This is a genomic window from Citrobacter sp. U14242, assembly GCF_046555775.1.
Taxonomy (GTDB): Bacteria; Pseudomonadota; Gammaproteobacteria; order Enterobacterales; family Enterobacteriaceae; genus Citrobacter.
In genome coordinates this window covers 94,177-111,841 of sequence record NZ_JBKGLW010000002.1, presented here as the reverse complement: position 1 = coordinate 111,841, position 17,665 = coordinate 94,177, and the positions used below count along the sequence as shown (strand labels likewise).

General features: G+C 53.1%; 13 protein-coding genes. 5 read left to right on the top strand and 8 right to left on the bottom strand.

Features of this window, described 5'->3' with window-relative positions:
• Positions 1 to 44 precede the first annotated feature (44 nt).
• Positions 45 to 875, top strand: a complete 831-nt coding sequence (gene glpG, locus ACLJXE_RS03280) for a rhomboid family intramembrane serine protease GlpG (RefSeq protein ID WP_410750078.1) — start codon at positions 45 to 47, stop codon at positions 873 to 875.
• 93 nt (positions 876 to 968) lie between these two features.
• Positions 969 to 1,727 carry a DeoR/GlpR family transcriptional regulator gene (locus ACLJXE_RS03275; protein WP_003023499.1) on the top strand — a complete coding sequence of 253 codons (759 nt, stop codon included), beginning with the start codon at positions 969 to 971 and terminating at the stop codon, positions 1,725 to 1,727.
• 41 nt (positions 1,728 to 1,768) lie between these two features.
• On the opposite strand, the gene malT is transcribed toward ACLJXE_RS03275, so the two are convergent.
• On the bottom strand, positions 1,769 to 4,474 hold the full coding sequence (malT, locus tag ACLJXE_RS03270; protein WP_410750077.1) for an HTH-type transcriptional regulator MalT: 2,706 nt from the start codon (positions 4,472 to 4,474) through the stop codon (positions 1,769 to 1,771).
• Positions 4,475 to 5,101: 627 nt separating this feature from the next.
• Here malT and malP point away from each other — a divergent pair.
• Entirely contained in the window at positions 5,102 to 7,495 is a 2,394-nt protein-coding gene (gene malP / locus ACLJXE_RS03265; RefSeq protein ID WP_410750076.1) for a maltodextrin phosphorylase, read from the top strand.
• A 9-nt stretch (positions 7,496 to 7,504) separates the two neighbouring features.
• On the top strand, positions 7,505 to 9,592 hold the full coding sequence (gene malQ, locus ACLJXE_RS03260; protein WP_410750075.1) for a 4-alpha-glucanotransferase: 2,088 nt from the start codon (positions 7,505 to 7,507) through the stop codon (positions 9,590 to 9,592).
• 45 nt (positions 9,593 to 9,637) lie between these two features.
• On the opposite strand, the gene gntT is transcribed toward malQ, so the two are convergent.
• The 3 genes from gntT to gntX all read right to left on the bottom strand — a co-directional run bounded on the left by gntT (position 9,638) and on the right by gntX (position 12,660).
• Positions 9,638 to 10,954 carry a gluconate transporter gene (gntT, locus tag ACLJXE_RS03255; RefSeq protein WP_410750074.1) on the bottom strand — a complete coding sequence of 439 codons (1,317 nt, stop codon included), beginning with the start codon at positions 10,952 to 10,954 and terminating at the stop codon, positions 9,638 to 9,640.
• Positions 10,955 to 11,342: 388 nt separating this feature from the next.
• Positions 11,343 to 11,918, bottom strand: a complete 576-nt coding sequence (gene nfuA, locus ACLJXE_RS03250) for a Fe-S biogenesis protein NfuA (RefSeq protein WP_286629839.1) — start codon at positions 11,916 to 11,918, stop codon at positions 11,343 to 11,345.
• A gap of 58 nt (positions 11,919 to 11,976) precedes the next feature.
• The gene (gene gntX / locus ACLJXE_RS03245; RefSeq protein WP_286629838.1) at positions 11,977 to 12,660 is read right to left on the bottom strand and encodes a DNA utilization protein GntX; all 684 of its coding nucleotides are present in this window, start codon (positions 12,658 to 12,660) and stop codon (positions 11,977 to 11,979) included.
• Between the two features lie 37 nt (positions 12,661 to 12,697).
• Here gntX and bioH point away from each other — a divergent pair, with 37 nt between their 5' ends.
• Complete coding sequence (bioH, locus tag ACLJXE_RS03240; RefSeq protein ID WP_410750073.1) at positions 12,698 to 13,468, top strand: pimeloyl-ACP methyl ester esterase BioH; 771 nt, start codon at positions 12,698 to 12,700, stop codon at positions 13,466 to 13,468.
• A gap of 44 nt (positions 13,469 to 13,512) precedes the next feature.
• Here the strand turns inward: bioH and ACLJXE_RS03235 are convergent, their stop codons facing one another.
• The 4 genes from ACLJXE_RS03235 to feoA form a co-directional block, all read right to left on the bottom strand.
• The gene (locus ACLJXE_RS03235; protein ID WP_410750072.1) at positions 13,513 to 14,463 is read right to left on the bottom strand and encodes an Rpn family recombination-promoting nuclease/putative transposase; all 951 of its coding nucleotides are present in this window, start codon (positions 14,461 to 14,463) and stop codon (positions 13,513 to 13,515) included.
• A gap of 237 nt (positions 14,464 to 14,700) precedes the next feature.
• The gene (gene feoC, locus ACLJXE_RS03230; protein WP_003023516.1) at positions 14,701 to 14,937 is read right to left on the bottom strand and encodes a [Fe-S]-dependent transcriptional repressor FeoC; all 237 of its coding nucleotides are present in this window, start codon (positions 14,935 to 14,937) and stop codon (positions 14,701 to 14,703) included.
• 11 nt (positions 14,938 to 14,948) lie between these two features.
• Positions 14,949 to 17,267: a Fe(2+) transporter permease subunit FeoB gene (gene feoB / locus ACLJXE_RS03225; RefSeq protein ID WP_410750071.1), complete on the bottom strand. Its 2,319-nt coding sequence runs from the start codon at positions 17,265 to 17,267 to the stop codon at positions 14,949 to 14,951.
• 18 nt (positions 17,268 to 17,285) lie between these two features.
• Positions 17,286 to 17,513 carry a ferrous iron transporter A gene (gene feoA, locus ACLJXE_RS03220; protein ID WP_003023519.1) on the bottom strand — a complete coding sequence of 76 codons (228 nt, stop codon included), beginning with the start codon at positions 17,511 to 17,513 and terminating at the stop codon, positions 17,286 to 17,288.
• Positions 17,514 to 17,665: the final 152 nt, after the last annotated feature.

Below are 17,665 nucleotides of genomic sequence, written 5' to 3'. Positions count from 1 at the left end.
GTCTATATACTGTCCTCTTTTGTGTGGAATAAGCGACAGCAACAATGTTGATGATTACCTCTTTTGCTAACCCCCGCGTGGCGCAGGCGTTTGTTGATTACATGGCGACACAGGGCGTTATCCTGACGATTCAACAACATCAGCAAACGGATGTCTGGCTGGCGGATGAGTCCCAGGCCGAGCGCGTGCAGGCTGAACTGGCGCGTTTTCTGGAGAATCCGGGCGATCCGCGTTATTTGGCGGCAAGCTGGCAGTCGGGCCAGACCGACAGCGGTTTGCGCTATCAACGCTATCCGTTTCTTGCCACGTTACGCGAACGTGCGGGTCCGGTGACCTGGGCGGTGATGGCCGCGTGTGTGCTGGTGTTTATCGCAATGAATGTGATGGGTGACCAGGCGGTTATGCTCTGGCTGGCATGGCCGTTTGATCCTACGCTGAAATTTGAATTCTGGCGTTATTTCACCCACGCATTTATGCACTTCTCACTGATGCATATTCTCTTCAACCTGCTGTGGTGGTGGTATCTCGGGGGCGCGGTTGAAAAACGACTCGGCAGCGGAAAACTGATCGTTATTACCGTAATTAGTGCGCTGTTGAGCGGCTATGTGCAGCAGAAATTTAGCGGCCCATGGTTCGGTGGACTTTCTGGCGTAGTGTACGCCCTGATGGGCTACGTGTGGTTGCGCGGCGAGCGTGATCCGCAAAGCGGCATTTTCCTGCAGCGTGGTTTGATTATCTTTGCGTTGATTTGGATTGTTGCCGGCTGGTTTGATTTGTTCGGCATGTCGATGGCGAACGGCGCGCATATCGCCGGGCTGGCCGTCGGTCTGGCAATGGCATTTGCTGACACGCTTAACGTGCGGAAACGAACATGATTTAAGTTGTGTGGTGCCGGAAGGCGCTACGGTCGGACCTCTTTGTAGGCCGGATGAGCGTTAGCGCCTCCGGCAAAATTTCAGGGAATCATAATGAAGCAAACACAACGACATGACGCGATCATCGAGCTGGTAAAAAAACAGGGATACGTCAGCACCGAAGAGCTGGTGGAGCATTTCTCCGTCAGCCCACAAACGATTCGCCGGGATCTCAACGATCTGGCCGATCAGAACATGATTCTGCGCCATCACGGCGGCGCAGCGTTACCGTCCAGCTCTGTGAATACCCCGTGGCATGACCGTAAGGCGACACAGACGGCGGAAAAAGAGCGTATTGCCCGTAAAGTCGCCACGCAGATCCCGAACGGCTCCACGCTGTTTATCGACATTGGCACCACGCCGGAAGCGGTCGCTCACGCCCTGCTTAATCACAGCAACCTGCGCATTGTGACCAACAACCTCAATGTGGCTAATACGCTGATGGCAAAAGAGGATTTCCGCATTATTCTGGCCGGTGGCGAACTGCGAAGCCGCGATGGTGGGATTATGGGTGAAGCGACCCTCGACTTTATTTCACAGTTCCGTCTGGACTTTGGCATCTTAGGGATAAGCGGTATCGACAGCGATGGTTCGCTGCTGGAATTTGATTATCACGAAGTTCGCACCAAACGCGCCATTATTGAGAATTCACGTCATGTAATGCTGGTGGTGGATCATTCGAAGTTTGGTCGTAATGCGATGGTGAACATGGGCAGTATCAGCATGGTCGATGCGGTATATACCGACACGCTGCCGCCTGCTGGCGTGATGCAGGTCATTGCTGACCATCATATCCAGTTAGAGCTGTGCTAAGCGAATTCCAGGCCTGATACGCGTAGCGTATCAGGCGTTAACTAAACGCCATACCCCATCATTTTCAGCAGCTTCTGCGCATGTTGCACTGCATCCTGGCGGTGCGCCACGCCAAGCTTTTGGTACAAGTTGCGGATATGCGTCTTAATAGTCGTCGCGGCAACAGCCAGCTCACCGGCAATCTGCTCGTTGCTGTAGCCAGAATAAATCAGACCGAGAACCTGCCATTCTCGCTGAGTCAGCGGGCTGGTGCGGATAAGCTCCGGGACGTCCGGGTGGGTGAGCAGGCGTTCAACGAACCCTTCATCAAAGTGGGCGAATTTATGGCGGTGATGCTGGTTAATCTCGCGCAAAATACGCTGCGCACGATGCTGCTCAAGTTCCGGTAATGTGTTGAGCTGAATCAGCTGGCGTAACTGCTGCGCCATGGCCTCGCCTTCGATCACAAAGTGGCTGATGAACCCGGTGCGGTTCGCCAGTTGCAGGGCGTCGAGCAACACCCGCTGTGCATCATTTTTACGTCCCGCCTGCCAGTACAACTGGTTAAGCAGCAGCAGGTTACGGTTAAGATCGCTCATCAGGCGCAGGTTGCGCGCATTTTCGTTGAGTTCTTCCAGCACAATCTCTGCCGGTTCAAACTCACCCAGCAGGATCTGCGCGCGGGCGATGTTACGCCACTGGCTTTGCAGGAAGTGGTTATTCGCGAATTCTGGTTTCGGCGTGTGGCGCAGCCAGTTGGCGGCGGAGTTTTTGTCACCCACCATTTGCCAGTAAATCACGCGGACTTTGTCGGCATTGGAAATCCAGTCACTGTGATAATGTCCGTTGCCCAGCAGGTTTTCCAGACGGTTGAGCAGGCTGCGAGCGTTATCAAGATCGCCCCGTGCCAGTGAACACTGAACCAGCAGCGCCAGGCACTGAAGCTGTTGCTGTGGCTGGAAGGTTGCAAGCAGCTCAATGCCGCTACGGGCAGAAGCTTCTGATTCATCCAGACGCGCCCATGCCCACAGTAGTTGGGCGCGGATGCGTACCAGGAATTCATGCATGGGTAGCTGTTCCAGATGCTGCTCTTTAATCAGCTGGAACGCTTTTTCCTGTGTCTCCCAGGCGGCCTGTAAAAAGCCCTGGGCAAATAAAATTTCGCTTTGTTGGATCAGACTCCACAGCGCGTAATGCCAGACGTCATGATGACGCGCCATTTGCTCTGTTTGCTGCATCAACGACAGTGAGCGTGTGAGATCGCCTTTACAGTGCAGGACTTCACCGTGCACTGACGTGGCTACAATACGACTATAAAACCAGGCAATCGGTAATTCATCCAGTGCCAGTTTTGCCAGACGTTCAGCCTCGTCCGGGTTGCCGTCATTAATCGCCACCTGCGCACGCAAAGCGTTAAATTCGGCATGCAGCGTCTGTTCCATATCGCCTTTCATTTCCTGCTCTGCGCGAGCCAGCAGGGTGTTAACTTCGCTGTAGCGGTGTTGGCTTTGCATCAGCCAGGCCTGCAGCAGCACCAGGCGTGGATTTTCCAGCAGGCTTTCCCACGGCAGAGCTTTCAATGACTCTTCAAGTAATGCCAGTTCGCTGTGGTTAAACAGTCCCCACGCATGGTTCAGCAGAATGTCACGCAGCATATGGGCGTCACCTGCCGCCAGCGCGTGGTGGATGGCTTCAGTCGGAAAACCTTGCGCCATCCAGCTTTCAGCGGCGGCGCGGTGTATTTCGGGAAGTTCGGCAGCTAACTCCCACTGGCAACGCTGGCGTAAAAAGCTGCCAAATAGCGGGTGATAGCTAAACCATTCGCCGACATCATCCATCCGCTGCAGAAATAATCCCTGGCGCTCAATTTCCTCCAGCCGCATTTGACCGTTTTCTTCGCCCGTGACCCGAACAATCAGCGCATCGTTCATCGAACGCAGGATGGCACTTTTTAGCAGGAAATGGCGGGTTCCGATATCGACGCTGTCCAGTACTTCATCGACCAGATAATCGGATAAATGGCTGGCGTTGATACCGGCCAGACGTCGTGCCGACTGGTGGGCAGAATGGTTGTTCTGACGGGCAGATAAGGCGATCAGCTGTAACGCCGTGGCCCAGCCTGCAACGTCATCGCACATGCGGCTACTTTCCGCAGCCTCAATCGGGGAGGACAGACGGCGGTCAAAGAATTGTTTGGCTTCCTGGTGGTTAAAGGCCAGTTGCTGGCTGCCGATTTCCAGCAGTTGATCGCGTACGCGCAGGTTGGCAATGCCCAGTTGCGGTAGGTTACGCGACAGCACGACTAACGTCAGATTTTCCGGCTGATGGCGCAGGAAAAAACGCATGGCTTCGTGAATGGCTGGATTGGAGATCAGATGATAATCATCCACTACCAGATAGAGTGGACGATGCCACTCCGCCAGTTCAATGAAGAGCTGGGCAAACAGTGAGGTCAGGCTGACATACTGGCGTTTTTGCACCATGGCTTCGCTGGTGGTGCAGTGCCCACCGGTCGCCTGTTGGATTGCCGCAATCAAATAGCTGGCGAAGCGCTCTTGCTGGTTATCTCCTTCATCCAGAGAGTACCAGCCTAATTCGTTCTTCCCCGCCGCCCATTGTGAAACAAGCGTTGTTTTTCCATAACCAGCAGGACTTGTTATCAGGGCAAGCCTGAAATTGTTCGCGCCGGAAAGTTTAGCCAGCAGGCGCTCACGAACCACCGTATGGTCGAGTCGAACCGGACGACTTAATTTAGACGGAATCAACATAAGTTAGTCACTTCACTGTGTGAATATGGGGGAAAACGATTTTTTTTGCGCTTCGTAATTAATAGATATAAGGTCGGCCAGAACGGGATTTATTGCAAGCTAAGTGGACTTTTTGTGTGTCTGATTTTGCACTATGTCACAAATCTATACATCTATTGCAATAATTGTTTTAAAGAGTCGCAACAGGCATGGTGACTGGATCCCGCGTTATTTTTACGGGGTGGAAAAATTCCTCTTTTCTTGTGTGGCTACTGTAAGGATGAATAAAAGTCGATGAATTTTGTGCTCGACTTAAAACTTTCATGTGAAATATCTCAAGCAGAATATGTATTTCAGGTTAGAAACTATTTCTTCGTTTACATATTTTTTCTAAATGTCATCTTTCTGTTTGATATTGTCCGGATAATCTCTTTTGAGTAATGTGAAAACCGCGATGCATTTCAGGGGTATGCGGAGAGCCTGCGTATTTATCGGCCATAACTCCCCTCTTAAAGTGGCGGCGATCACATTTTAACGCTCATCCCCGCTCCTCCTCCCTGCCTAATCCCTGGCAGGATGAGGAAGGTCAACAACGAGCCTGGCAAACTAGCGATAACGTTGTTTATTACCTAAGGACCTGGAATCCCTATGTCACAGCCTACTTTCAACAAAGATCACTTTCAGGCTGCCCTGACACGTCAGTGGCAGCGCTTCGGTTTATCGTCGGCTCACGAAATGACGTCGCGCCAGTGGTGGCAGGCCGTGAGTGGGGCTTTGGCTGAATTACTCAGTGCCCAGCCTGCGGTGAAACCGGCAAAAAATCAGCGTCATGTTAACTACATCTCAATGGAGTTTTTGATTGGTCGTCTGACGGGGAACAACCTGCTCAACCTGGGCTGGTATCAGGGGGTGAGCGATGAGCTTAAGGCGCACGACATCAATCTGACCGACCTGCTGGAAGAAGAAACCGATCCGGCTCTGGGTAACGGCGGACTGGGACGCCTGGCGGCCTGCTTCCTCGACTCGATGGCAACGGTGGGTCAATCCGCGACGGGCTATGGCCTGAATTACCAGTACGGTTTGTTCCGCCAGTCGTTTGTTGATGGTCAGCAGATGGAAGCACCGGATGACTGGCATCGTGGCAGCTATCCATGGTTCCGTCACAACGAAGCGTTGGATGTGCAGGTCGGTATTGGCGGTAAAGTCAGTAAAGAAGGCCACTGGGAGCCGGGATTCATCATCACCGGTCAGGCCTGGGATCTGCCGGTTCTCGGCTACCGCAACGGCGTGGCGCAACCGCTGCGTCTGTGGCAGGCCAGCCACGCGCACCCGTTTAACCTGACCAAATTCAACGATGGTGATTTCCTGCGCGCAGAGCAGCAGGGGATCGACGCCGAAAAACTGACCAAAGTGCTGTACCCGAACGACAACCATACGGCGGGGAAAAAACTGCGCCTGATGCAGCAGTATTTCCAGTGCGCCTGCTCCGTGGCCGACATTCTGCGCCGTCATCATCTGGCAGGGCGCAAACTGCATGAGCTTGCTGATTTCGAAGTCATTCAACTGAACGATACGCACCCGACCATCGCGATCCCTGAACTGCTACGTGTATTGATTGACGAGCACCAGATGAGCTGGGATGACGCGTGGGCCATTACCAGCAAAACATTCGCTTACACCAACCACACCCTGATGCCAGAGGCGCTGGAGTGTTGGGATGAGAAGCTGATAAAAGCGCTGTTGCCGCGACACATGCAAATCATCAAAGAGATTAACGACCGCTTTAAGAAACTGGTCGATAAAACCTGGCCGGGCGATGCTGCTGTCTGGGCGAAGCTGGCGGTGGTGCACAACAAGCAGGTGCGCATGGCGAATATGTGCGTCGTCAGCGGCTTTGCGGTTAATGGTGTGGCGGCACTGCACTCTGATCTGGTGGTGAAAGATCTGTTCCCGGAATACCACCAGCTGTGGCCGAACAAATTCCATAACGTGACGAACGGAATTACCCCGCGTCGTTGGATCAAGCAGTGCAACCCGGCGCTTGCAGCGCTGCTGGATAAGTCGCTGAAAAAAGAGTGGGCCAACGATTTAGACCAACTGATTAACCTGGAAAAATACGCCGACGATGCGAAATTCCGTCAGCAGTACCGCGATATCAAGCTGGCGAACAAAGAGCGGCTGGTGAAGTTTATTAAAGCGCGTACCGGTATTGAGATAACGACCCACGCTATCTTTGATATTCAGATCAAGCGGCTGCATGAGTACAAACGCCAGCACCTGAACCTGTTACATATTCTGGCATTGTACAAAGAAATCCGTGAAAACCCGCAGGCGGATCGCGTACCGCGCGTATTCCTGTTTGGGGCAAAAGCGGCTCCGGGTTACTACCTGGCGAAGAACATCATTTTCGCCATAAACAAGGTAGCGGAAACCATCAATAGCGACCCGAAAGTTGGCGATAAGCTGAAGGTCGTGTTCCTGCCAGATTACTGCGTCTCGGCGGCGGAAATGCTGATCCCGGCGGCGGATATCTCCGAGCAGATCTCGACTGCGGGCAAAGAGGCCTCTGGCACCGGTAACATGAAACTGGCGCTGAACGGCGCGTTAACGGTTGGTACGCTGGATGGCGCTAACGTCGAAATCGCCGAGAAGGTGGGTGACGAAAATATCTTTATCTTTGGTCATACCGTGGAAGAGGTAAAAGCCCTGAAAGCGAAAGGCTATGACCCGGTGAAATGGCGTAAGAAAGACAAAGTGCTGGATGCGATTCTGAAAGAGCTGGAAAGCGGTAAATACAGCGACGGCGATAAACATGCTTTTGACCAGATGCTGCACAGCATAGGTAAGCAGGGCGGTGATCCGTATCTGGTGATGGCTGACTTCTCAGCCTATGTTGAAGCCCAGAAGCAGGTTGATGTGTTGTACCGTGACCAGGAAGCCTGGACCCGGGCAGCGATTCTGAATACCGCGCGCTGCGGCATGTTCAGTTCGGATCGCTCCATCTGCGATTATCAGGCTCGTATCTGGCAGGCGAAACGCTAAGGAATCGCGATGGAAAGCAAACGTCTGGATAATGCCGCGCTGGCGGCGGGGATTAGCCCCAATTACATCAACGCTCACGGCAAACCGCAGTCTATTGGCGCCGAAACCAAGCGGCGTTTGCTTGACGCCATGCATCGCACCACCGCCGCCACGCAGGTGGCGGTGACCCCGGTGCCGAATGTCATGGTGTATACCGCGGGTAAGAAAATGCCACTGGCAGTTGAAGGTAGTGGGGAGTTTAGCTGGCTGCTGACCACTGAAGATGGCGTACAGCACAAAGGGCATGCCATCGGCGGCAAGTCTTTTCACCTTCCGACGAAACTGCCGGAGGGCTATCACACGCTGACATTGACGCAGGGCGAGCTGCGCACCCACTGTCGCGTTATTGTGGCGCCAAAGCGCTGCTATGAACCGCAGGCGCTGCTGGAGGGGAAAAAACTGTGGGGCGCGTGCGTTCAGCTCTACACCCTGCGTTCAGAGAAAAACTGGGGGATTGGCGACTTTGGCGATCTGAAGGCGATGCTGCCGGAAGTCGCGAAACGTGGCGGGGCATTTATTGGCCTCAACCCGATCCATGCGCTGTATCCGGCTAACCCGGAGAGCGCCAGTCCGTACAGTCCGTCTTCGCGCCGCTGGTTGAACGTTATTTATATCGACGTCAATGCAGTGGAGGATTTTCATCTGAGCAAAGAGGCGCAACGCTGGTGGCTGAAGCCCACAACTCAGCAAACCCTGCAACGCGCGCGGGATGCCGAATGGGTTGATTATTCCGCCGTTACCGCACTGAAGATGACGGCGCTACGTATGGCGTGGAAAGGCTTCTCTGCCCGAGATGATGAGCAGATGGCAGCATTTCGCCAGTTTGTGACTCAGGAAGGCGACAGCCTGTACTGGCAGGCAGCCTTTGATGCGCTGCATGCGCATCAGGTGAAAGAGGATGCGTTGCGCTGGGGATGGCCGGTGTGGCCGGAAGCTTTTCAGTCGGTAGATTCGCCGGAGGTCAAACAGTTCTGTGCAGAGCATCGCGATGAGGTGGATTTCTACCTGTGGCTGCAGTGGCTGGCATATACCCAATTTGCGGACTGTTGGGAAACCAGTCAGGGCTTTGCCATGCCGATTGGGTTGTATCGTGATCTGGCGGTTGGTGTGGCAGAAGGTGGGGCAGAGACCTGGTGTGACCGTGAACTGTATTGTTTGAAAGCCTCCGTTGGCGCACCGCCGGATATTCTTGGCCCGCTTGGACAAAACTGGGGGCTACCGCCGATGGATCCGCACATCATCACGGCACGGGCCTACGAACCGTTTATCGAACTACTGCGTGCCAATATGCAGAACTGCGGTGCGTTGCGCATCGATCATGTGATGTCGATGCTGCGTCTGTGGTGGATCCCTTACGGCGAAACCGCTGACCACGGTGCCTACGTGCATTATCCGGTCGACGACCTGCTCTCTATTCTGGCGCTGGAAAGTAAACGCCATCACTGCATGGTGATTGGTGAAGATCTGGGTACCGTGCCGGTGGAGATCGTCAGCAAGCTGCGCGACAGCGGCGTGTATTCCTACAAAGTACTTTATTTTGAGAATGACCATGAGAAGAACTTCCGTGCGCCGAAAGCGTACCCGGAACAATCAATGGCAGTCGCGGCGACGCATGACCTTCCTACGCTTAAAGGTTATTGGGATAGCGGCGATCTGACGCTCGGCAGAACGTTGGGCCTGTACCCGGACGAAGTTGTGCTGCGCGGCTTATATCAGGACCGGGAATTGGCCAAGCAGGGGTTGCTGGATGCGCTGCATAAGTACGGTTGTCTGCCAAAACGTGCCGGGCATAAGGCATCGCTGATGTCGATGACGCCGATCCTCAATCGCGGGATGCAGCGTTATATTGCCGACAGTAACAGTGCACTCCTGGGTCTACAGCCGGAAGACTGGCTGGATATGGCGGAACCGGTCAATATTCCGGGCACCAGCGATCAGTACAAAAACTGGCGGCGTAAGCTTACCGCCACGCTTGAGCAGATGTTTGCCAATGACGGGGTGAACAAGCTGATTAAAGATTTGGATAAACGTAGAAGGGCAGTTGTGAAGAAGAAATAAAGAAATCAAGCCGGGTAGGCGCTAGCGCCACCCGGCTTTTTTACATCAGATTGCCATATTTAGCAGCAGACACCCTACCAGACCGCAGACGGAGATAATGGTTTCCAGCATTGACCATGACTTGATGGTTTCACCGATGGTCAGGTTGAAGTACTCCTTGAACAGCCAGAAGCCAGGATCGTTCACGTGGGAGAAAATGACGGAACCGGAACCTACTGCGATAACCATCAGCTCAGGGCTTACGCCGGTGGTCGCAATCAGCGGCGCCACAATCCCACCTGCAGTGATTGCTGCAACGGTTGCAGAACCCAGTGCGATACGCAGTACCGCAGCAATAGACCATGCCATCAGCAGCGGAGAAACGTTAGAGCCGTGCATCATTGAAGCGATGTATTTGTCGACGCCGCTATCAACCAGGACCTGTTTGAAGGCACCGCCACCACCGATGATCAACAACATCATGGCGATAATTTTGATTGAGGAAACCAGCGTATCGTTAATCTGATCCATTGAGCGTCCACGGTTCAGACCAAACGTGAACATCGCAATCAGAACGGCAATCAGTGTTGCCATCACCGGGTCACCGAGGAATTCTGCAACTGGCAGGAAAGCATGACCTTTTGGCAGGATCATCTCTGCTACGGCGCGCATGGCCATCAGAATGACCGGTACCAGAGAGGTCCAGACGCTGACGCCAAAGCCCGGCATTTCTTCTTCAGTGAAGGTTTTTGCGCTGTACAGACCCTCCGGGATCGGCTTATCAATGCCTTTCAGGAAACGTGCGTAGACCGGACCTGCGAGAATGACAGTCGGGATTGCCAGAATCGTACCAAACAGCAGGGTTTTACCCATATCTGCGTGGAAAATGGTCGCGATAGCGGTCGGACCTGGGTGCGGCGGTAGGAAGCCGTGAGTAACGGACAGTGCAGCGGCCATCGGCACACCAACGTACAGCAGCGGAATATTCGCAGCAGCAGCGATGGTGAACACCAGCGGCAGCATCAGCACGAAGCCGACTTCGTAGAACAGGGCAAAACCAACGGTGAAGCCGGTTAATACCACCGCCCATTGAATGTGTTTTTTGCCGAATTTAGCAATCAGCGTGGTCGCAATGCGCTGCGCGCCGCCGCAGTCTGCCAACATTTTGCCCAGCATGGCGCCAAAACCCATAATCAGGGCGAGGCTGCCAAGGGTTCCGCCAACACCGGCTTTAATAGAACCAATGACTTTATCCAGTGGCATCCCTTGCATCAATCCGACAGCAAGCGCCACCAGGACGAGAGCGATGAAACCGTTCATTTTGAAACGGATCATCAGGAGGAGTAACAAGATTACACCGATAGCAACGATGACTAATGGCATGATTTACCTGGCCTTTACTTTGTTATGGGTAACGTCAGTGTTTAGATGACAAATTCCGATTGTCCCGACCGGGAACAGAGTATTCACAGCACCAATGCTGATTGCCTTTAAAACTAATCAGTTTAGCTGGCTGTTATGTGCGTCTTGGGTGCTGATACGAATGATACGGGTAACATGCTGCGCTTGAAAATCACCTGGGCAGGCAAAATTTAAATTATGAGAAGCTGGTCAAATTATGGAGGGTTTTATTGCAGAAATGTAACAGAGGAATGTTGGCCCGGTTAGGTCGAGGGCCGGATAACGCGTTAACGCTACTATCCGGCATCAATGCCTGATGACGACGCTGATGCGTCTTATCGGGGCTGCGAATACTCTACTGGTCTGGTCGTTAGTAGTAAGAGTGCTCGCCACGCTGGTGTTCGGTTAAATCACGAACGCCTTTCAGTTCGGGGAATTCAGCCAATAGCTGTTTCTCGATACCTTCTTTCAGCGTAACGTCGACCATTGAACAGCCGTTACAGCCGCCGCCAAACTGCAGAATGGCGAAGCCTTCATCGGTAATTTCCATCAGAGAGACACGACCACCGTGGCCAGCCAGCTGCGGGTTAATCTGCGACTGCAGCATGTACTCCACGCGTTCCATCAGCGGTGCATCATCAGATACTTTACGCATTTTCGCGTTAGGTGCTTTCAGGGTCAGCTGAGAACCTAATTGGTCAGTGACGAAATCGATTTCTGCATCTTCCAGATACGGTGCGCTCAGTTCATCAACATATGCGGTCAGCAGAGAAAATTTAATGGCGGTGTCGGTTGCTTCCACGGCGTCCGGCGGACAATAAGAAACGCCACATTCAGCGTTAGGCGTGCCGGGATTGATCACAAATACACGAATTTGTGTCCCTTCTTCCTGATTTGCCAGCAGTTTGGCAAAGTGCGCTTGTGCAGCATCGGAAATATGGATCATAGTAATGGCCTAATAGTTGACTATTTTACTTGGTTATAATACGCCCATCATCGAGGCTCTACAAGGTTCGACACAGGCACCATACCTGGACAGTCGCCGCGCCATTGCGTAAAAGCAGCTGCGCGATTTCCGCGGCGGTACTTCCGGTAGTGACGACATCATCCACAATAACCATATGGAGTCCCTGCACCGGCAATTCAAGGCGAAAGGCGTTTTTCAGGTTACGTTTGCGTAACCGGGCGCTGAGATGGTGTTGTGTAGCTGTCGCCCGCACCCGTGTTATGGCCTGGCGATCCCAGTCACAGCCCAGCCAACGTGCTAAAGGACGGCATAGCAAGTCGCTTTGATTAAATCCCCTGCGCCAATGACGATGTTGCCAGAGCGGTACGCTGATGAGCCTGTCTGGCAGGGGGGAACCGTGAGTGCGTCGGGCCTGCAATACCTCCAGCAACAGCAGACGTGCAAGCGCAGGGGCTATTTCGTTGCGCCGTGAAAATTTAAGCTGGTGGATAAGCCCACTTACTGGAGGAACATAGTCGCTGACTGAAACCAGGCGTTGCCACGGCGGTGGTTTTTGCAGGCAGCGACCACAGGGAACCGAGGTGTGAATGGCCGGTAGTCCGCACTGCGGGCACAGACTGTCATGCTGGCGTATTGCCTGTGTGCAGACAGAGCAAATCCCCCAATGCCCCAACCTCAGCGGCATTCGGCATAGCCAGCATAATCCTGGTACTGTTAGCATAGAGACATCCTTGTTAGCTAAAAGAGAACAGTAACTGATGAATGACATCTGGTGGCAGACCCAGGGTTCGGGAAATTGCCATCTTGTGCTGCTGCACGGATGGGGGCTGAATGCAGAAGTGTGGCATTGCATAAGCGAGGAACTGAGCTCGCATTTTACACTGCATCTTGTCGACTTACCGGGATTTGGCCGTAGTCAGGGTTTTGGCGCGATGTCGCTGGAAGAAATGACCGAACGGGTATTAAGACAGGCTCCTGGAAAAGCCATCTGGCTCGGCTGGAGTCTGGGCGGTCTGGTGGCGAGTCAGGTAGCATTGACCCATCCTGAGCGCGTTCAGGCGCTGGTGACGGTTGCCTCTTCTCCCTGCTTTAGCGCGCGCGAAACGTGGCCGGGCATTAAACCGGAGGTACTCGCTGGCTTCCAGCAGCAGCTAAGCGAAGACTTCCAGAAAACGGTAGAGCGCTTTCTGGCATTGCAGACGATGGGCACGGAAACCGCGCGTCAGGATGCACGGGCGTTGAAAAAAACGGTACTGGCGCTCCCCATGCCGGACGTCGAGGTGCTCAATGGCGGGCTGGAGATCCTGAAAACGGCCGATCTGCGTGAACCGTTGTGTGCGTTGAACCTGCCGTTCCTGCGCTTATACGGTTATCTTGATGGCCTGGTCCCGCGTAAAGTGGTGCCAATGCTGGATGCTCTGTGGCCACAGAGTGAGTCACTGGTGTTTGCTAAAGCCGCTCATGCGCCCTTTATCTCACATCCTACAGAGTTCTGCGCAGCGCTGGTGGCGTTAAAACAGCAGCTATAGTGTGCTGAGTTTGCCCGGTAGCACGCTGCGAGCCGGGCAAAAAATTAATGGCTCTGTTGTATCAAATCGTCTGCGGTCAGTCCGGTAATTCTGAGGATAGTGAGGGGGTCAATACCATCAGCCTGCATGGTTGATGCAATACGTAAAGCTTCTTCTCGTTTACCTTGTTGCAGGCCCGTTTGTAACCCTTCTTGTAACCCTTTTCTATGACCTTCCTGGATACCATTAAGGTGCCCTTCCTGACGTAATCTTTCGGCGATAGTCATCAACTTTTCCTTATGTTGGGGTAAACGTTCGGCGACTTCATGAAGAAATTCGCCAAAATGTGTGGTGTTCCCGGCCTGCATTAAATAATTAAACAAGGCTTTCAACTGGTTGTCATTAGCGTGTCCTTTAACAAGCAGGATGGCCAGTTTTTCTACCAGCCCCATCAAGTCGCGTTTACGAATATGTTTTTGGATGAGTTCCAGCAGCGCCATCCGGCGATGCTGCATGATCTCGTCATCGGGTACAACGGTGATATCGATCAGTGGAAACGCGGTGGTATAAAGTTGTCTGGCGGATTCAAGGTCATCAAACTCATCCAGCCAACAAAGTGAGTAGGGGTAGGGGCTTGTTGCGCCATGATAAAAAAGCATGGGTATCACCAGTGGGAGTTTCTTGTGACCTGCAGCCAAATGACGATGCATTACTGCAATGGCATAACGCATCAGTCGAAATGCCATATGGGCGTCGGCGGTGCTCTGATGCTCAATGACGGTGTAAATATAGCCATCGCCTTCGCGCGTTTTTAACGACCACAGCACATCAGAATAGTAGGTGCGCAAATCGTCTTCAATAAAGCTGCCCGATTCCAGTTGCAGCGTTTTAAGATCGCAAAGTTTTTGTAAAGAGGCTGGAAGATGAAGCTGAATAAAGTCGCGTGCGGTCGCAGGATGGTTTAAGAACGTTTTGAAAATCGCGTCATGCGGTGTAGCTGTTGTGTCAGTATTCATGGCGATCCGTCACCTGAGAAACGAGATGACGAGACTCTACTTACCTGGTCGCCAGTAAGCATCCACGAATTAATAACGGTGCGCGGTAGGCTGAAGGAGAGATCTGTTTTGCTGAAACAGAGACCTCTTAGTGGAATCCATTACGCAAAAAGCCGGATATCAGCGTAAACGCTTTATCCGGCTCGGGGACTGGGGCTTGGTGTAAGCTGGATAAGCGCAGCGCCATCCGGCATACAACTAGCGTAAAGCCCACCATTCGCGCAGGCAGGCTTTACCTTCCGGGCAACTTTTGCAGCTTCCGGAAAGACACCCGTCGGCATCTTCCTGAATCCGCACCGCTTTACCCATCTTTTCTAACTGATTCAGCATGGCGTCAATCATCGGCTGCGGGGTATGCAGCGTGTGGCTAATTTGTGTTGCCTCCATGCGCCCCCGCAGAGCCAGTAAATCACGCACCTGGATAAGCGATGCCATCATCCACCACCCTAGTGGCAATCGCCAGTGGTGCTGGCACAGCAAGAGCTTACCGTCTTGTTGGTTGCCAGCAGCGCTACATCTACACGGCTGCGCGCGCGGCGTAACAGACCCAGTAATACGATGTTAAACAGGATGACCGCTAAAATGCACACCAGACTGTATGTCGGGTGCTCTTTGTAGCTAACCGTCTGATAAAACAGTGTTGACAGTGAATAAGCGATATTCAGCCCCCATAAAACCGAGAAGCCCATCCAGCCACGGCTGGACTCACGAGCGATGGCGCCCATAACGGAAATGCACGGTACATACAGCAAAACGAAAATCAGGTAGCTGTATGCCGCAGCAGCGCTGCCGAATTTCTCGCCCATGACGCCCATTGCGCCAGTTGCCATCTCACCGTCACCTTTACTGGCTTCGATAGGGTTGGCCAGAACGCTGAGGCTGAAGGTGTCTTTCAGGCTCTGCCAGGTTTCATCTACTGCACCAAGCAGTTCATCACCGAGGTGGAAATCTGCCGGATTAAACTCTTCTTCCTGAATATTTTCAGCGGTATAGAGCGTGTTAAGTGTCCCAACCACCACTTCTTTTGCCATCGCACCGGTGAACAGACCGACGGTTGCCTGCCAGTTATCTTCGTGAACGCCGATCGGTTTAAACACTGGCGTAATGACGCGGCTGACGGAGGCCAGAGCAGAATCGTTAATGTTGTCGACGATTTTTCCGCTCAGCGAGAAGCTGTTGAATGCGCTGAGGAAAATGCTAACGATGATAATGACTTTACCGGCACGCAGGACAAAGCCTTTCAGACGCTGCCAGGTCTGAATGATCAGACTCTTAACGTGCGGCACGTGGTACACCGGCAGTTCCATCACGAACGGCGTTGCTTCACCACGCATGATGGTGTGCTTGAGCATCAGGCCGGTCAACACCGCCATAACGATACCCAGCACGTACAGTGAGAAGACCGCCAGCGCACCATTCTGACCAAAGAATGCAGCGGCGAAGACGGCAAAAATTGCCAGACGTGCGCCACAGGACATAAACGGCGCCATCATGATGGTCATCAGACGCTCACGCGGGGCGTCCAGTGTACGTGCGCCCATCACTGACGGTACGTTACAGCCAAAGCCTACAATCAGCGGTACAAATGATTTCCCCGGCAGTCCCAGCGCCTGCATCAGACGGTCCATAACAAACGCAGCACGTGCCATGTAGCCGGAGTCTTCGAGGAAGGAGAGGAACAAATACATCATGCCGATTTGCGGAACCAGCGGCAGGACGGTGTTAATCCCGCCGCCAAGACCCTGCGCCAGGAAGATGGTTAACCAGTCCGGGAAGTGCAGCGTATAACCAATCCACTGAATACCATGAATAAAGAGCGCTACAGAGCCGACATCAAATAACGGCTGCAGTGCGCCACCAATGTTGATGGCAAGCAGGAACATCAGGTACATCACGAACAGGAAAATCGGCAGGCCGAGGAAACGGTTAAGAACGATTTTATCGACCGCAGTGGTGAAACGGCTGGGTTCTGCGGTCAGGGTGTTACTGACGGTATCGCAGATAGCGGCAATGCACTGATAACGCGCATCGGCAATATGCAGCGCCGGATCGTCCATCGTTTCGCTCAGACGAGCAACGGCAGCATCCAGATTTTGCGCGGCATCACCGGCGTAAGCGCGGCTGTAGATATCGCCTTCCAGCATCTGCAGGCCCAGCCAGCGGCGCTGTTTCAGTGGCATGTCTTTGGCCATTGCATCGGCGAGGGAATCCGCTTCCTGCAACAACGGCTGGGCATAATGGACCAGCTCGACGGTGTTGTTTTCCTTGTAGCGATCAATCGCCAGCTTCAGCGCTTCAATGCCTCGCGCACGGGTGGAAACCAGTGGCACCACCGGGCAGCCAAGACGGGCAGAAAGGGCGTCGATATCGATACGGATTTGCTGCTTCTCCGCAATGTCCAGCATGTTCAGCGCGACGATGCAGGGGATGCCCAATTCCAGCAGTTGTAACGTCAGGTAGAGGTTGCGCTCAAGGTTGGAAGCGTCGACCACGTTGATCAAGAGATCCGCGTCGCCGCTTAAAATATAGTGGCAGGCAATCTGCTCATCGAGAGAGGTTTGAGATGAGATTGTCGTCAAAGAATAGGTGCCGGGTAAATCGACCAGCGTGACCTGATGGTCTGTGGTCGCGAAATGACCTTCTTTACGCTCGACGGTTACGCCCGCCCAGTTACCCACACGCTGGCGTGCACCGGTGAGTTGGTTGAATAAGGTTGTCTTGCCGGAATTAGGATTACCAATTAAACCAATGGTTAGTTTTTTCATTTTTATAGACTCACTGTATTAACAGGAAACCGCTTCCACTTCTAATAACGCCAGATCCTTCTTACGCAATACCAGACTTACGCGACGCGTTTCAATATGAATAGGATCGCCGAGCGGGGCGACGCGAACCACATTGAAGGACGACCCGGGCAGCATGCCGAGGGATAACAGTTTCTGTCGATAAGCCGGGCTGATTTCACGAGCAAAACCGGTAATTTTCCACGCACTGTCAGGAGTGAATTGCATAGGGACCTACTTATATCTCGCTAACTGGATGATTACCTCATGGGGCGGAAAGGCGGCATGAGACCAGATGATTAGCCAACGAAGGAAAGAGTAAATAATCAACAAAACAATGATAATGAGAATGGTTTCTATCATCAATAGAATAAGTGTGA

What these genes read in the sequence shown, in the direction of transcription:
- glpG (WP_410750078.1), top strand. Translation starts at nt 45, where the DNA reads ATGTTGATGATTACCTCTTTTGCTAACCCCCGCGTGGCGCAGGCGTTT.
- nfuA (WP_286629839.1), bottom strand. Translation starts at nt 11,918, where the DNA reads ATGATCCATATTTCCGATGCTGCACAAGCGCACTTTGCCAAACTGCTG.
- feoA (WP_003023519.1), bottom strand. Translation starts at nt 17,513, where the DNA reads ATGCAATTCACTCCTGACAGTGCGTGGAAAATTACCGGTTTTGCTCGT.
- gntX (WP_286629838.1), bottom strand. Translation starts at nt 12,660, where the DNA reads ATGCTAACAGTACCAGGATTATGCTGGCTATGCCGAATGCCGCTGAGG.
- gntT (WP_410750074.1), bottom strand. Translation starts at nt 10,954, where the DNA reads ATGCCATTAGTCATCGTTGCTATCGGTGTAATCTTGTTACTCCTCCTG.
- bioH (WP_410750073.1), top strand. Translation starts at nt 12,698, where the DNA reads ATGAATGACATCTGGTGGCAGACCCAGGGTTCGGGAAATTGCCATCTT.
- malT (WP_410750077.1), bottom strand. Translation starts at nt 4,474, where the DNA reads ATGTTGATTCCGTCTAAATTAAGTCGTCCGGTTCGACTCGACCATACG.
- malQ (WP_410750075.1), top strand. Translation starts at nt 7,505, where the DNA reads ATGGAAAGCAAACGTCTGGATAATGCCGCGCTGGCGGCGGGGATTAGC.
- ACLJXE_RS03275 (WP_003023499.1), top strand. Translation starts at nt 969, where the DNA reads ATGAAGCAAACACAACGACATGACGCGATCATCGAGCTGGTAAAAAAA.
- feoB (WP_410750071.1), bottom strand. Translation starts at nt 17,267, where the DNA reads ATGAAAAAACTAACCATTGGTTTAATTGGTAATCCTAATTCCGGCAAG.
- ACLJXE_RS03235 (WP_410750072.1), bottom strand. Translation starts at nt 14,463, where the DNA reads ATGAATACTGACACAACAGCTACACCGCATGACGCGATTTTCAAAACG.
- feoC (WP_003023516.1), bottom strand. Translation starts at nt 14,937, where the DNA reads ATGGCATCGCTTATCCAGGTGCGTGATTTACTGGCTCTGCGGGGGCGC.
- malP (WP_410750076.1), top strand. Translation starts at nt 5,102, where the DNA reads ATGTCACAGCCTACTTTCAACAAAGATCACTTTCAGGCTGCCCTGACA.